The organism is Cycloclasticus sp. (assembly GCA_040743155.1).
In the GTDB taxonomy this organism is placed as follows: Bacteria; Pseudomonadota; Gammaproteobacteria; order Methylococcales; family Cycloclasticaceae; genus Cycloclasticus.
This window is the reverse complement of the sequence record JBFLJU010000001.1, coordinates 1,018,998-1,035,116: the sequence shown is the minus strand read 5'-3', so window position 1 is coordinate 1,035,116 and position 16,119 is coordinate 1,018,998. Positions and strand designations below refer to the sequence as shown.

12 protein-coding genes are annotated in these 16,119 nt (G+C 40.9%); 8 read left to right on the top strand and 4 right to left on the bottom strand.

All coding sequences use genetic code 11. The features are described 5' to 3' along the window. Positions 1-10: 10 nt before the first annotated feature. Together AB1Y31_04985 and AB1Y31_04980 are read right to left on the bottom strand one after the other, a co-directional pair. Positions 11-1,009 (bottom strand): dihydrodipicolinate synthase family protein, encoded by a 999-nt coding sequence (locus AB1Y31_04985; protein MEW4982517.1) that lies wholly within the window; start codon positions 1,007-1,009, stop codon positions 11-13. Between the two features lie 345 nt (positions 1,010-1,354). Continuing rightward, positions 1,355-4,399: a Tn3 family transposase gene (locus AB1Y31_04980; GenBank protein MEW4982516.1), complete on the bottom strand. Its 3,045-nt coding sequence runs from the start codon at positions 4,397-4,399 to the stop codon at positions 1,355-1,357. Between the two features lie 653 nt (positions 4,400-5,052). On the opposite strand from AB1Y31_04980, the gene AB1Y31_04975 reads away from it, so the two are divergent. The 6 genes from AB1Y31_04975 (at position 5,053) to AB1Y31_04950 (ending at position 12,824) form a co-directional block, all read left to right on the top strand. Further along, complete coding sequence (locus tag AB1Y31_04975) at positions 5,053-5,820, top strand: SprT-like domain-containing protein (protein ID MEW4982515.1); 768 nt, start codon at positions 5,053-5,055, stop codon at positions 5,818-5,820. A gap of 354 nt (positions 5,821-6,174) precedes the next feature. After that, complete coding sequence (locus AB1Y31_04970) at positions 6,175-6,435, top strand: hypothetical protein (protein MEW4982514.1); 261 nt, start codon at positions 6,175-6,177, stop codon at positions 6,433-6,435. Between the two features lie 90 nt (positions 6,436-6,525). After that, complete coding sequence (locus AB1Y31_04965; GenBank protein MEW4982513.1) at positions 6,526-7,803, top strand: TolC family protein; 1,278 nt, start codon at positions 6,526-6,528, stop codon at positions 7,801-7,803. Positions 7,804-7,805: 2 nt separating this feature from the next. Next, positions 7,806-8,993 carry an efflux RND transporter periplasmic adaptor subunit gene (locus AB1Y31_04960; GenBank protein MEW4982512.1) on the top strand — a complete coding sequence of 396 codons (1,188 nt, stop codon included), beginning with the start codon at positions 7,806-7,808 and terminating at the stop codon, positions 8,991-8,993. Positions 8,994-9,003: 10 nt separating this feature from the next. After that, positions 9,004-12,195: a CusA/CzcA family heavy metal efflux RND transporter gene (locus AB1Y31_04955; protein MEW4982511.1), complete on the top strand. Its 3,192-nt coding sequence runs from the start codon at positions 9,004-9,006 to the stop codon at positions 12,193-12,195. 8 nt (positions 12,196-12,203) lie between these two features. After that, entirely contained in the window at positions 12,204-12,824 is a 621-nt protein-coding gene (locus AB1Y31_04950; protein ID MEW4982510.1) for a cation diffusion facilitator family transporter, read from the top strand. 99 nt (positions 12,825-12,923) lie between these two features. On the opposite strand, the gene AB1Y31_04945 is transcribed toward AB1Y31_04950, so the two are convergent. Then, positions 12,924-13,139 (bottom strand): GDCCVxC domain-containing (seleno)protein, encoded by a 216-nt coding sequence (locus tag AB1Y31_04945; GenBank protein ID MEW4982509.1) that lies wholly within the window; start codon positions 13,137-13,139, stop codon positions 12,924-12,926. A 39-nt stretch (positions 13,140-13,178) separates the two neighbouring features. Next, the gene (gene dmeF, locus AB1Y31_04940) at positions 13,179-14,096 is read right to left on the bottom strand and encodes a CDF family Co(II)/Ni(II) efflux transporter DmeF (protein ID MEW4982508.1); all 918 of its coding nucleotides are present in this window, start codon (positions 14,094-14,096) and stop codon (positions 13,179-13,181) included. 94 nt (positions 14,097-14,190) lie between these two features. On the opposite strand from dmeF, the gene AB1Y31_04935 reads away from it, so the two are divergent. Next, positions 14,191-14,466, top strand: a complete 276-nt coding sequence (locus AB1Y31_04935) for a metal/formaldehyde-sensitive transcriptional repressor (GenBank protein MEW4982507.1) — start codon at positions 14,191-14,193, stop codon at positions 14,464-14,466. Positions 14,467-14,824: 358 nt separating this feature from the next. Further along, positions 14,825-16,060 (top strand): site-specific integrase, encoded by a 1,236-nt coding sequence (locus tag AB1Y31_04930; GenBank protein ID MEW4982506.1) that lies wholly within the window; start codon positions 14,825-14,827, stop codon positions 16,058-16,060. Positions 16,061-16,119 lie beyond the last annotated feature (59 nt).

Below are 16,119 nucleotides of genomic sequence, written 5' to 3'. Positions count from 1 at the left end.
TGGTTTTTAACTACAGCGTGCCTTCAATAAGCTTTTTATTTAGCTCTACCCAGCCTGTACCTGCTTTAGCAGCATTATCTAAATAGTTCTGAGGGGCTGTTTGGTAAGGAGGGCGGCAAGGGCCTGCTTTCATCCACCCAGCTGCATTAATGCGCGTTTTCTCTAACTGGATGTTATAGCGAGAGAATTCAGCAAAACCACCGGGAGGGAATAGGTTCGATAGCACTTGCATTATTTGCGGGTACAAAGCATTCGGTACGCTCCAGTCACCTGTTTTAACGGATTCTTTTACGCTATCACGGATATGGAGTGTTAATTCAGGACCGGTGCATGCGCAAGGTGACCAAAAAGCCGTGTGAAATTCTGGGTCCATTTTCGCGGCATCGGCATGGTCAAATTCAAGAGGTAAGAAACGAATTTGCTTACGTGAGACCATCGTATGCAATTGTAGGTGGCCAATATTAATGTATTTACAGGTAATAACTTGCGGGATATCAGCAACTTGAGCCCAAAATGGAGCAGGGAAGTCAAACTTAAATGCTTCTGGGTTTGCGTACACGCAAATAGCCATTTCTGGAACAGCTTCGGCTACATCTTTGTAAAAACCAACTGCAGCTGGCACATCAATTTGCTGCCACATTGGTAGACCAAGCATCGTTCCATCGGCGCCGATATCACGTGCATGCTTAAGTTGTCTGATAGTTTCGCGTGTGCTCGTGGTGGTAACACCAACAAAAATAGGAACGCGGCCATTGGCAGTTTCTACCATGACTTCCATCATTTTTTTCTTTTCTTCCCAAGACAGTGTTGCACCTTCACCAAACGTACCTTGACACATAATCGCGTCAATACCAGCCTCGATTAAACCTTCAACAGACCTTGCTACTTCATCGTAATCAACGCTGTCTTCTGTTTGCCAGTCACCGGCAGTCTCAATTGCTGGTGTGGGAATAATTGCCCATGCGCCATTTACGTCATCTACTGTCAGTCTATCCTGTCTTCTCGCCATGTTTATTCCGCCTATTTAGTTATTAGAAATGGTGCAATGATTGTAATTGTAAATTGACGACTATAACAAGGCTTTTATCAGTTTTTGCTTATATTAGGGTTGTTAGTAACTCATTCAACAATTGCTATGTCAAAAACAGTGAGTTCCACAATAAAGCGCTACAGTCATTTGCTAAGTTTTATATTAGCCGAGTATTTAAGGCGTTACACCTGAAATGAATTTATTGCACTAGGGGTAAGTTAGGATATTTACTCTGAACAGTTAAGAATAAGATCTAAGTTACTGTTTAAACGAAATATTTATTTTTATTTCGGCATTTTAAAAGCAGAAAAAACAATATCCTTTTTAACTGGGAACCTTAAATTTACGTATTGTATTAATATCTGCTTTTATGCTCGATTTGTAACGACTTGAGTAATCAAATTCACCAAACATATTGATGTGAGCCCAAGAGAGTACAGATCCTTTGCTAATAGATTCAATTAAAAAGCGTTGCTCATTGGGTGGGGCATCAATAATAATGTCCGATAGCACAATATAATTCCAACAAATGATGATGTTCCTGATAAGTGTTGTACATAAAATAACTCTTTCCATATCTTCCGGCTCAGACTGATAAAGCTTGCCTTGTCTACCATGAAAAACAGCCCTAAATAGCTTCTGTCCCAGCTCAACGAGCGAAAGCATTTTTTCAATTCTTTGTCTTAATTCGATATTATCAAAGTACTCTAGCAGGAAGATTGTTTTGTTGATTCGTCCATATTCCTTAAAAGCACGATAAAGCTCATTTTGCTTTTCACTTCTTGCCAGCCTATCAAAAGTCTCTGATGCAGATGCGCGTCCAAGACTTATCGACGCAATAGTTCTTAACATTTCCTTCCAATTACGTTTTATAAGTTTTGTATTTATAACACCCGTAGGAGCAATTTCATGACTGTTTCTTTTTTTGACTTGCGACCGGCTAAAACCTCTTAGGACTTGTCTACCTGCATTTGCAATTCTAGGTGCTAAAGAGATCTTGAACATATCAGTTGCGCCAAATATTGCATCAGTGTAAACATGAGAATCACCGGAGTGGCTAGGGTTGTTGCTTTTAACAACTGAGTTACCAGAATATGCATCGAGCATATATAGAGCTTCTCGATCTGTCGAGCTTTGAATATTTGCATGAAAAAAAGCAGATTTTTCATTGATAAAAGAATTTGCGACAACTCCAGATTCTTTACCGTAATACTTGAATGAAAAATTGGCTAAAATCGAATTGACGGCAACAGTGATCTTAGCTCCATCACTGCTGGCATGGTCGGTATCAGGATTTAATTTGAAAATATTTGGTAATGATAAAGAATTAATTTCTTCTACTATTAGGTTGTTTGCATTTTTTATGCATTCCTTAGAGAATAGCCAGTCATTTGCATGCTGAAGCTTACTTTCAGTAATTGATGACCCACATGCATTCGCCATTTGGCGAAAGCTGATATTGCAACCTAGGCTGACAATGACAGCATACATTAACTCACTAGGTACTTTTTTCTTGCTGCCTACAATATGAGAATGCTTAAAAAGTTCAGAGAAACCTATAAATTCATCTACTTCGCGTATGACTTTACTCAAAGTTACTGATCCATTATCGCCAAGTAAACCGGGAATTACTTTGGTGATATCATAATCAGTTTTAGGCGTATTAATATGCCAGTAACCTTTCTTCGTAAATTTAAGGTGAGGGTTTTCACCATTAATTAAACCCTCATTAACATTTTTGAACGCAGCATCCACAGCTTCCCTTTTCTTTTTAAGTATGCCGCTTATATCTTTAAAGCCTTCTAAGTTTGCCAGCTCTAGGATATGATCTTCGTCTTCCTCGAACTCACTTCTAGTAATACCATAATGCTCTTCTGGTAAGTGATTAAATGAATATTTTAAGCATAATCTCCTAGACCTTAGCGCTTCACACACTTCAACCATAAACAACATGTTATATAGCTTCATGTTTTTTATATTATTTTCAAATAGCTGTGTTTTTTCACTTTTCTTCAAGAAGTAGAGGGGTAGGTCTTCGGTATATTTACCATTTGATTGGTTGTAATGTTTAATTGCCTGGATGATGTTGTTATCCGAGTACTTTTCGTCAAACTCAATAACCTTTAACATTGATCGATATTTTCTTAATACTTTTTCTGCATCCTTTTCTAAGGATAAATAGTAATTTATAGATGCCGTATTGCCCGTTAATTTATTATTTAGCCGGTCTGTTGTAGTCATTATTTCAGGGTTTATGGCTTCCAAATAACGATCTATGTGATCTAATGTTTGAGTATGTTTTTCAGCAAAACTCACTGAAGGGTCTTTTTGCACCTTATAAACAAGCTTTATAATTGCGTCTGCTGTTTTTGCGTAGTCAATAACGGTTATTGCTTGTTCAGCAAACGCTTCTTCTTGCTCCTCGTTCTCAATTTTTTGGCTTCTTTTTCCCCTCGTAATACAGCTTTTAATTTCTTTAATGAAGGAGTAACAGGCGTAATCATTGCGTTGATAATATTCCTCACGTATAAAACAGAGTATCCTCAGTGATGCATTGCCTTTTTTATGCATGGACAAAATTTGTCTCAAGGTAGCTTCTTTTATCCATTTAGCGAAAAACCTGAACGACTCATCATAAAGATTTAATTTTGACAGGGTAGGTAATACCGCAGCATGATAGGCTCGATAATTTTCAAGCAGACTTATATTTTTCCAAAAGTGTCGAGTGCTATCTGAGTGGTCATATTTTTTATTCAGTAATATCTTGGCATCATCAGCGGTTTGACAGATATTACTAACCAGTTGTTGTTGATTATCATCAAAATGTGTCGAGAAAGAGGCAATAAGCCTTGATTCAAACTTTAGATAACCTTCGTTTATGTAGTTTTGAAGTGTTTTAAAATTCGGAATATCAAATTGACGTTTCCAGCATATACTGACTAACTGAAAGAATTGTTGCTCAGCAGGCATGCGCTTATTAGCGAAATTAAATGCGTGATCTTGCAGTGCTAACCTATCTTCAGGTGTAGCAATATGCCAGTTAAATAACATTCTAATCTTAGCTCGGTGTTGCTTCTGTATTGATTGGGTATATGACGATAAATCGACAGGAGTTTTAATTCCCAACATTTTTTCTATAAAACCTTTATCTTTATTACGTACATGTTCGGTACTATAAAACTGTCTTGTGGCTGAAAAATAACCCAATTGAAGAACAAACCCAACTTTGTGAATAGCTGATTTCCTCGGTAAGACCTTGCGTATTGCTGGAGTGATAAAAAAGAATGCGCGCCTTTCTTCTGCTGTAAATTTGGGAGGGCGTTGAAATCTACTGCTAATAGAATAGGGAATGATTTGAGTTGTTGTCATTGTTATAGTCGCTATTTATCAGACTGCGTTAACTTGAAATACGCAATCATTGTCTAAATCATAAAGTTTACTCGTTATACTGGATGAATCTTGTATTTTGTAACGCGGATTAAAATCTAAAGTGCATCACCCCCCCCTATGGTCGTTCTTTAACTGCGCTCGAGTTTTGAAGCCCAGGCCTTTTCTTGGGCAAGAGTTCAATCGATTGACTGCTCTTCAAACAATTTATATCTGTATGTAAGATGTTGATGGCTTTACGCGTATCAGCGTCAATCAAAAAGTAGCTGTATCGTGCATTAGACGATAGCTTAGGTGCATCATTAAATGTACGTCTGCGAGTGGTAGAAAGAATTTTAAGATTGGGCATAGGCTTTTGCTCTTAATTTGTTATTATTGAAATCGTGCCATATCTAATCGCGTAATACCGTTTCTATAACTTTTTATACAGTATTAGCCACTTGATATAACCAAAAGCGCAAATATTTGTAGTGTACACTACACGTTTTCGTGATTATGGTTATAAGAACAGTCTTTTTAATTCCTTTTTGTTATTTAAGTAACAATCCTCTCTATCTTCAAAATGCAATAAATTGCTAATCCCTGTATTATTTATTGTTGTACAGCGACCATAATTCAATATTATTGAGCAATTAATGAACCCTACCTCTGAACTTTATACATCACTGTTGGATGCCTATGAGCATTTCAATACAGCTTTATTTGGAGGTAAATTACCGAGCGTAATTTTTACAGTACAACGTAAAAAAGGGGTCATGGGCTATTTTGCACCTGAGCGTTGGGGAGGTATTGATGGTACTAAATGCAGCGAAATAGCGATTAATCCAGCGTATATTGCCAATTCAAGACTAATTGAAGTGATGCAGACGTTGGTCCATGAAATGGCACATTGCTGGCAGCACTGTTTTGGTCATCCCGGCCGTGATTATTACCATAATAAAGAATGGGCCTTAAAAATGATTGAAGTTGGGTTGATGCCTTCCTCGACAGGAGAGCCGGGTGGACGAATTACTGGCCAGTTTATGAGTGATTACATTATTGAAGATGGGCCATTTATTCGAACTTTCCAACAGCTATCTGATGATAAAGGGTATCAGCTTAAGTGGATGGATCGACGCTCATTGCCACGTCTATTCGAGCCGGTAATAGCACCCATGGTCAATTCAAATGGGACTGAGCCTGACAAAGTCTTAGCTTCTGTGCCTGTTAAAGCAACGCCGACACTGTCGGAGTTAGTTAAACCCACTGATTCACCCATATCAGATTTTTTGATCCCTGAAGCGGCGAAGCGTCAAACTAGGTATCGTTATATCTGTTCAGGTTGTGATACTAAAGTTTACGGTAAGGCGCAGTTAAATATTCGCTGTGAAGATTGTGATAGGGTGTTTGAATGCAATGAATAATGCTTTTGCGAAAAACCTGATAGATAAAAAAGCGGATTTTAGGAGATTGACGGTCTCGTTCTAGCCCCTACGAAGCTGATGTGGTGTCCACAAGGCGCCTTAAATATAGTCTTGTTATATTCATTTCTCATATTGCTCACGGTTATCTATAAAAATTACGGCTAAGAAATGATTTCAAAATAATGTTCTGGCCCAGCCAAACCATTTGATTTAGCAATAACACTAATAATTTGACAACCTATAATTCTAAAGGTTAGACTGCCACAATGTTTCCAACACCCCCTCATTGTGCTTAAACACTTAATGCTATTACTTATGATTCTTAGCTCACTGAGCTATAGCAGTGTGTGGTCAATGAGTGGTCATGATGATATTGCAGGGAAACACCAACAGACCACGTTTCAACCAGCTGATTTACACAACACTGACCTAACGAGTGATCAAGACAATCACCTAGATGATGATCACTGCTGTCATGCAGGAGCTCACTTATTAGGCTTGGTTGGTCTATACACAAAAGTGTCGCCTCACGTGGCTAAGCGTCACAACTTGACATATAGCTCACTTTTTCAATCACTTCAAACCAGCCCGCCCCAGCGCCCCCCTCTTAGCTAATTCCTAATAATTTTGTCGGTTATAGCCGGCATACCTACACGATTCATAAATTTAAATTGTGTTTGTTTTATTTTATATATAGGAATTATCATGAGATTTTTAAATGTCATTAGCCTTTTTACATGTGCCTTATTGTTATCTCCAACAGCCGGCGCTAACGAGCAACAAAAACTCGAAAACTGGCTAAGCCAAGTAGTACAACAGCACCCAAGATTACAAGCCACACAAGCTGCTGCTGATAAGGCAACAGCTGAACTTCGTGCTGCCGATCAGCCTTTGTTCAACCCAGAGCTTGAGCTTGAGTATGAACAAGCAGGTGTTGACACAAAAACAGCAGGTATCACCCAGAGCATTGATTGGGGTGATAAACGATTTGCGCAAACACGTGTTGCGGATTATAAGCTGCAACTTAGCCTCACCGAATTAACTGTTGCACAGCAGAAATTAACAGCTGAAATTCTATTGGCATTGGCTACATATCAAGCCAGTATTGATACTCTGAAAGTAATCGAAAAACGTTCAGATTCAATGTCACAATTTTTCAGCATTGCCAAACAACGCTATCAAGCTGGAGACCTTGCTGAAATTGAACTAGCTCTGGCACAATTAGCAAGCAGCGAAGCCAGTTTTGAATTAGCCGGTGCTCGTTCTGAATTAATTATCAATAAACAAAATCTTTACATGGTATTAGGGAATGGGGGTAACGCACCAATAACATCATTACCAATAATGAGTGATGTACCTAACAACTCTGAATATCCGATAAAAGATTCAAATCAATTACTCGATCGCTTACCAGAAATGCGCCTAGCCCGTGCTCGAATGAACATTGCTCGTGCAGAAATTAAATTACGTCAACGCGAACAACGCCCTAACCCAAGTATTGGAATAAAAACTGGTAAGGAAGGCAGCGACAATTTAACGAGCCTTAGTTTCTCAATGCCTCTGTTTGTACGAAATAATTTAAGCGCTGAAGTAGAAGCCGCCCAATTACTGCTTATACAGCGTGAATATGAAGCAACAAGTACGAGACAAGCATTACTCGCTCAACTGGCTTCAGCAGAACAAACACTTCAGGTTAATCGTCAAGCATGGGTTCAGTGGAAAGCAACCGGAGGTCAGCATTTATTACGAAAAGAAAAACTGTTAGGCCGTCTATGGAAAGCAGGTGAATTAAGTACGGCCGACTACTTGGTGCAACTTAAACAATCACTTGATACCGAGGAAAGTGTCATTAGGCAACGCGCCAAACTTTGGCAGTCCTGGACCAAATGGCTCATCGCCTCAGGGGATATTGCTAGATGGACAAGATCAAAAAGCAACCTACTAACAAACAACAGCCCTAAGAAGTTAGGCAGTGGAGAATAACAATGAATAAATTTAATACCGTTTTTTTGGTCGCTCTTTTAACGCTATCAGGTGCTCAAACTATCCATGCATCAGAAGGAGATGACCATGACAAGAAAACCCCGCACACTGAAGAAGATGATGATCATAACCACAAAACTGCACACACTGAAGAAAGTGACGATACGCAGGAAGAAGAAGGAATTCATTTAACTGCCATTCAACAAAAAGCAGCTGGCATTTCAACTACGGCCATTCAGTTAACGGATATAACCCGCAACATTAGCGCGCCAGGGGAAATAACCCTAAATGCCTATGCAACTAGTCAGGCTGTATCACTTATTAATGCTCAAGTTGTTAAGAGACATGCAAAACTAGGTGACTTAGTATCTATGGGGCAACCATTAGTCACGCTCTCTAGTGTTGAAATGGCACAGGCACAAGGTGACCTTTTAGTGGCCGCTCGAGAGTGGAACCGAGTTCGAAAGTTAGGCCAAAAAGTAGTTTCTGCGGCTCGATATATACAAGCCAAAGTAAACAATGAACTGGCACGTGCAAAAGTGCAAGCATATGGTATGAATCAACAGCAAGTGAACACCATGCTGAAAGCTGGTAATGGCAGACTAGCCAACGGTCGTTTCCAACTGTTAGCACTGCAAAGTGGCACCGTAATTCAGGATCAATTTACATTGGGTGAGGCTGTTGAAGCAGGTCGAATGTTATTTAAAATTAGTGATGAAACGAAACTTTGGGTAGATGCTCGATTAACTGCAAATCAAGTACAAGACGTGCAAATAGATGCTACGGCCGATGTTAATTTTGCTGGAAAAACATTAAAGGGAAAGGTTATTCAACGCCATCATTCTTTGGATGAAAGCACACGTACCATTGGTGTTCGTATCGAAGTAGCGAACCCTAATGACGTATTACACTCAGGTGTTTTTGTTGACGTAAGCATTGCAGCGACTAACACAGAAAAAGCGTTAGCCGTTCCTGCTGATTCGGTTTTACGCAGCCCGGACGGTGATTGGATGGTATTTATCGAGCACGAAGACAATCAATTTGAACCGCAAGAAGTTGAGGTGCTACGAACAAATCAGGGAGTTACCGTCATTGAGGGTATTAAAGCAGGCTCTCGCGTGGTAACTCACGGTGCATTCTTTTTACAATCAGAATTAGCAAAGTCTGGTTTTAGTATTCATAACCATTGAGGTCACAACCATGCTAAATAAAATTATTGACCTCGGTATTAATAACCGCCTACTGGTCGTGCTTTCGCTGCTCGCGACATTTGTTGGCGGAACACTAATATTACCTTCACTCAACCTTGATGCCTTTCCGGACGTAACCAATGTTCAAGTACAAATTAATACTGAAGCTCGTGGGCTTGCTTCGGAGGAAGTAGAGCAGCTAATCACCTTTCCTATTGAATCCGTTATGTATGCCCTTCCTGACGTTAAAGAGGTTCGTTCAATATCTAAAACGGGGCTATCTGTTATCACTGTCGTTTTCAAAGAAGGTACCGACATTTATTTTGCTCGGCAACTGGTTTTTGAACGCCTGCAATCTGCTCGTGAGCAAATTCCAGATGGTATTGGAACCCCTGAAATGGGGCCAAATACTTCAGGACTTGGGCAAGTATATCAATACATTTTGCGCACTGATGACCCTGAGAAATTTGATGCCATTGCCTTGCGTAGTCTAAACGATTGGGTGGTAAAACTGCTGTTAATGCCTGTTAGTGGGGTAACAGAAGTCTTGTCATTTGGTGGTGAAGTAAGACAATACCAAGTGCAAGTACACCCCAGTAAATTACTTTCTTATCAACTAACCATTAGTGATATTGCTGAAGCTATTGAAAAAAATAACCGTAACGCAGGTGGTTGGTATTTAGACAGAGGTGCGGAACAACTCGTTATTCGTGGTGTAGGCTGGGTACGCAGTGACAACGAGGGTTTGCGTGACATCGGTAATATTCCGTTAAAAAATATAGATGGCGTATCAGTACGAGTCAGTGATGTGGCAGTGGTCGATTTTGGCCCTGAAATTCGTCAAGGTGCAGTGACCATGTCTACCCGTGATGCTAAAGGAAACCCAGTTGCAATGGGCGAAGTAGTAGCAGGTATCGTAATGAAACGCTTAGGCGCTAATACAAAAGCGACTATCGATGGTATTAAGGCAAGACTACCCGCGATACAAACGGCGTTACCGGACGGTGTGACTATTGAGCCTTTTTATGATCAAGCAGACTTGGTCGATCAAGCTGTTAATACGGTAAGCTCAGCATTATTGCAAGCATTCGTGTTGATTGTCGTTGTCTTAATGCTGTTTTTAATGAACATCCGTGCCGCCTTTTTGGTGCTCATCTCAATGCCAATATCGGTCGGTTTAGCGCTCATGTTTATGGCCTATTGGGGTATTTCAGCGAACCTCATGTCGTTAGGTGGCTTAGCCATTGCTATCGGTATGATGGTAGATGGTTCGGTTGTGATGATGGAAAATGTTTTCAGTCATTTAAGTAAGCCTGATAAGGAGCACCACCAATACGCTCAAGAAGTGCTAGCGGAAGGTGCACCCGATCCATATAACGCGGCTCAAGACCATCATGGAATTGCGCTTCGCATCCAAGAAGCTGCCCGTGAAGTGGGCCGTCCGGTGTTCTTTGCGGTGATGATTATTATCATCGTATTCGCGCCATTATTTACTTTGGAAGGTGTCGAAGGCAAGTTGTTCCAGCCAATGGCTATTTCAATTGTATTGGCGATGTTAGCCTCGTTATTAGTTGCGCTTATTATTGTGCCCGCGCTGGCAACATACATGTTCCGTCACGGGGTTAAAGAAAAAGAGAATCCAATTATGGCGTTTTTTGACAATATGTACCGCCCGCTGTTATCACGGGCTTTAAGTGCACCTCGTAAAATTGTCTTTAGCGCCGTCATCTTGTTTATTGGCTCACTCGCTTTAGTGCCTTTTCTTGGCACAGAGTTTGTGCCTGAATTGGAAGAAGGCACCTTAAATATTCGCGTTACACTGGCCCCCTCTTCAAGCCTTAATACTTCGCTAGGTGTTGCTGCGAAACTTGAAGACAAAATAATGACATTCCCTGAAGTGTTATACGTCTCAAGCCGTGCGGGACGTGCTGAAATTGGTGGCGACCCAGAACCTGTATCCAACGTTGAAATATTTGTTGGTTTGAAGCCTGTAAATGAATGGACAAGCGCATCCAACCGTCAAGAATTACAAAAATTGATGGAGGAAAAGATGTCAGTTCATCCTGGTTTGCTGTTCTCATTTTCACAACCCATTGCTACTCGCGTAGATGAATTACTGTCGGGTGTAAAAGCACAATTAGCTATAAAACTGTTTGGTCCAGATTTAGCCACGCTTGCTAGCACCGGTAAAGAAATTGAAGGCTTGGTTCGCAAAATTGAGGGTACCCGAGGCGTTGAAATGGAACAAATTGCGGGTGAAGCTCAATTGGCTATTCGCCCTAATCGCGATTCATTAGCTCGTTATGGCATTCCTGTTGCGCAAGTAATGAACTTAGTCGCTAATGCCATTGGTGGTATGGAGGCAGGTCAAGTCATTAACGGCAACGAACGTTATGATATTACCGTTCGTTTGGATGCGGGTTATCGCAACAGCATGGAAGCCATTCAAAACATCACCTTACAAGCACCAAACGGCGCATGGGTTAGATTAGCTGATGTAGCTGAGGTGAAAATAGAATCGGGTCCACCACAAATCCGTCGAGATGATGTGCAACGGCGAGTGGTTATCCAATCCAATGTTGAAGGTCGAGATATGGGTGGTCTTGTAGCGGAAATAAGTCAGCGAATCAATGACGAGATAGATTTACCTGATGGTTATACCGTTGTGTTTGGTGGGCAGTTTGAAAACCAAAAACGAGCACAAGATAAGCTGATGATTGTCGTTCCGGTTTCACTGGGAATGATATTTTTAATGCTGTATTTTGCATTCAACTCTGTCGGGCAATCCTTATTGATTATGTTGAATGTGCCCCTAGCAATGATTGGCGGTATCGTTGCATTATTTATCTCTGGTCAATACTTGTCTGTACCGGGTTCAATTGGCTTTATTGCCTTGTTTGGTGTTGCGGTATTGAATGGCGTGGTGATGATCAATGCCATTAATCAACGCATTGAAGATGGGCTATCTAGTGAACAAGCCGTGTTTGAGGGTGCTGTGTCACGTTTACGTCCTGTGCTCATTACCGCCGCAACCACTGCACTTGGGCTTATTCCGATGTTAATGGCGACAGGAATTGGCTCAGAAGTACAGAAGCCACTAGCAACGGTTGTCGTTGGCGGGCTTTTCTCAGCAACCTTATTAACACTAGTGGTAATACCTGCGTTATATTCGTATTTTTCAAAACAACATAATGCGGAGTAGGGGATATCATGGCCGGATGTGACAGCTGTTCCAGCGATAAAATAGCGACAGCAACGAAACAACAGAAGCGCGTATTGATTATCGTTTTACTTATAAACGCCAGTATGTTTTTTGTTGAATTCGCGGCAGGCCTTATTAGTCACTCCACTGCGCTCATGGCAGACTCGCTTGATATGTTGGCGGACGCATTAGTTTACGCTCTAGGGCTTTTTGCCCTAGGGCGTGCGGAACATTGGAAAAATCGGGCAGCGCTCACCAGTGGTATTTTTCAAATGGTATTAGGTCTAGGAATTCTGGTTCAGCCTATCTATCTCATAAGCACCAATAACATACCAGATGCCTTCAATATGGGGGTGTTTGGGGTGTTAGCACTTATCGCTAATTCAATATCTTTCTTCTTGTTAATGGCGTATCGAGACGGGGACATCAATATGCGAGCCACATGGCTATGCACGCGCAACGATATGATTAACAACGTCGGCGTGCTAATTGCTGCTGGCTTGGTTTATTGGTTCTCCTCACCGTTGCCGGACATTATTATTGGCTTGATCATTGCCATAATCGTTATGCGCTCTGCTTGGGGTGTTATTCGTGAGGCTAAGGGCGCTTTAAGTATTGACTTAAAGTAGCTATCAAGTGAGTCACTATCTCGTTAAAGTTTTTGAGACACCCAAGTCTCCAAAGTCGCCCGTCAAACGCGACAGCCTAATGCGTATCATGCGTTTTAGTTACGACGAACAACAAGAGCTTGTGCCTTGCTCAATGGGAGGGCACGGTACAGAACCGTAAGAACAAAAAACACAACAATCCCCAGGCTTTGGCTTGAGCAGCACACCGCAACCCTTGCATTCATAAAACCATTGGCAAGAATCTGTGGGCATTGCTTCTGTTTCCTTATGACCACATTCTGGGTAATAGAGAGTAGATTTCAAAATGATTTCAATAACTAAACCTCGCTGTTGCTGCTGTTAATAGTACACTTTTTATTGGGCGGCGACATTAACCTCAATCGATATATGGGACAGCCGAGGTAGGTGTTGCTTTAAGATGCGTTTGTAAAAATAAGGCTCAAGCGGTTCTTCAGTAACAACTGAAAGGATGGCGGCTTGATGTGATGTTCCAACTTTCCAGATGTGTATATCGTTAATAATTGCATTATTTTCCTCCTTCATATTTTTCGCTATTTTGGCAAAGGAAGTAAAGCTGACAGTTTTATCGAGCAGAACATTACTAGATTCTTTAATTAGCCCATAAGACCACCGCAAAATAACAGCTGCACCAACAATACCCATAACTGCGTCCATCCAAATCCAGCCATAATATTTACCGGTAAGTAATGCAATAATGGCCAGTAGTGAAGTCAATGTGTCTGCTAGAACATGAAAATAAGCTGCTTTCATATTATGATCGTGGTGGTGATCATCATGTTCTTCACCGTGATGGTGATGATCTTCATGTAAAACGAAGACTGAAGCTATATTGACTACAAGCCCAATTATGGCAACGATAATTGCCTCATTGAAAAAAATCATCTGAGGCTCAATTAGTCGCTGGACGGATTCTATTGCCATCATAAAAGCAACGATTGCAAGTGCAACAGCACTAGCAAAGCCACCAAGGTAATTAACTTTTTCGGTTCCAAAGCTGAAGCTTTTATTGTCAGCATGTTTCTTAGCGTAAGAGTACGCGAATATTGTAATTAGGAACGCTGCGGAATGTGTTCCCATGTGCCATCCATCAGCAAGTAGGGCCATTGACCCAGACGTTGTACCAACGGTAATCTCAAGCACCATAATGATGGTCGTCAACCAAAAGACTATCTTCACTTTATTTTCTCGGTGCTTATTATCAATACCGAAATCATGCGAATGATCCCATTGAATACTGTTATCGTCTTGCACGGGTGCTCCTAACTATAATTTTATTGCCTATAAATGTAATTTCTTGGCTTACTACTATACTGTACCCCAGTATAGTATTAAAAACAGGTGTAATATGTCTCATACAACCATAGGTAAAAAGAAGTTGCTAACTCGTGTTCGAAAGGTTAAAGGACAGGCAATAGCTTTAGAAAATACATTAGAGGGAGAGCCTGATTGCATGAAAGTTTTGCAGCAAATTGCGGCTATAAAAGGTGCAGTTAATGGACTAATGAAAGAAGTATTGGAAGGTCATTTGCGAGAACATTTGGGCGCAGAAGAGCTGTCAAAGGAAAGGCGAACAGAAGAAGTAGAACAAGTAATCTTGGTTTTAAAAAGTTATTTAAAATGATTAATATCACACGTCAGGTGTTGAGCCTCGCACTCCCGCTATTGGCCTCGCTATTCTGAAAAAGGTATTCAGCTCTTCGGGTGTGAATTCGTCAGGTCTCAAAGGCGTGTTGTCATACCGTGGCGGATAATGCGCCTAACAAGGCTATGAAAAGAAGATGAAGAGACTATTTTTTGAATGATGGGTGTTCGACAACATTGGAAGGAGAGTAGCCCTCGGCTGACCTTAAGCATTGATATTACTCATAAGGTTCTGATTTAACATAGATGACAAAATATTCACTATGACCAATACCGTTTAGTATTGGACATAGTGAGATAAGCCTTATATACTCATAAAAACAATTTCTGGGTTAAATATGGCCATTCATAAGCCTGTCGCACTGTATCCAACTTATAAGGAGCTTAAAGATGTTCAGCTCGATGAGTTTCCAGAGTTGTCATCTTTTATATCTTCTGGCCCACGTTGGCGTAAACAAAGTTGGCTATGGGGACGAGAATTTCTTTCCTACATTGGGCGCAACAAATCACAACACACCTATACACGCTTTCGTTCTGAAATCGAAAAGTTCTTGTTATGGAGCTTCGTCATTAAAGAGAAAGCTTGTGATGAGTTTCGTAAAACGGATATTCTAGACTATGCTGATTTTTGTTGGAAACCACCGCAGACTTGGATCTGTTTAACGAATCACGAAAAGTTTCAGCCTAAAGGTGATGGAACATATGTGCAGAACAAAGCTTGGTCACCTTATCGCTTAGTCGTTTCTAAAGGTGACAATTCAACGCCTGATAAGAAAAAGTATCGGCCATCGCAACAGACTTTGCAGGCAACTTTTACGGCCATTATTGCTTTTTATAAGTACTTAATGGATGAAGAATACTGTATGGGCAATCCCGCCCAGTTAGCTAAAAAGGATTGTCGTTACTTTATCAAAGATGCCCAGGTGAAAGATGTGAAGAGGTTATCTGAAGACCAATGGTTGTTTTTATTAAAAACTGCAACGGTTATGGCTGATGATAACCCACGCTATGAGCGTAATTTGTTTTTGGTAGCGGCTTTAAAAACACTTTTTTTACGAATTTCTGAGTTTTCTGAGCGCCCTGATTGGATGCCCGTTATGGGGCATTTTTGGGAAGATGCGCACAAAAACTGGTGGCTTAAAGTCTATGGTAAAGGCCGTAAGTTACGCGATATAACGGTGCCTTCCAGTTTTATGCCCTATCTAAAACGCTATCGCTTATACCGAGGTATGAGTAGCTTACCCTTAGAGGGTGAAAGTCACCCTATTGTTGAAAAATTGCGTGGAAGTGGTGGCATGTCAGCGCGGCAGCTATCTCGATTGGTGCAAGAGGTATTTGATCAAGCGTATGAAGCGATGAAAAAACAGCAGGGTGAAGAAATAGCACGCAAATTCAAAGAGGTCTCTACCCATTGGCTACGCCATACAGGTGCCAGTTTGGAGATTGAACGAGGTCGCGCCTTAAAAGACTTATCAGAGGACCTAGGTCACTCCAGCATGGCGACTACTGATACTGTGTATGTGCAGTCAGAAGATCGAAAACGTGCTGAAAGTGGGAAAAACCGAGAGGTATAATGATCAGTATATCAATTGGTTAAAGTGATCCTAGGGATGTTTTTCTCCCAATATTGTCG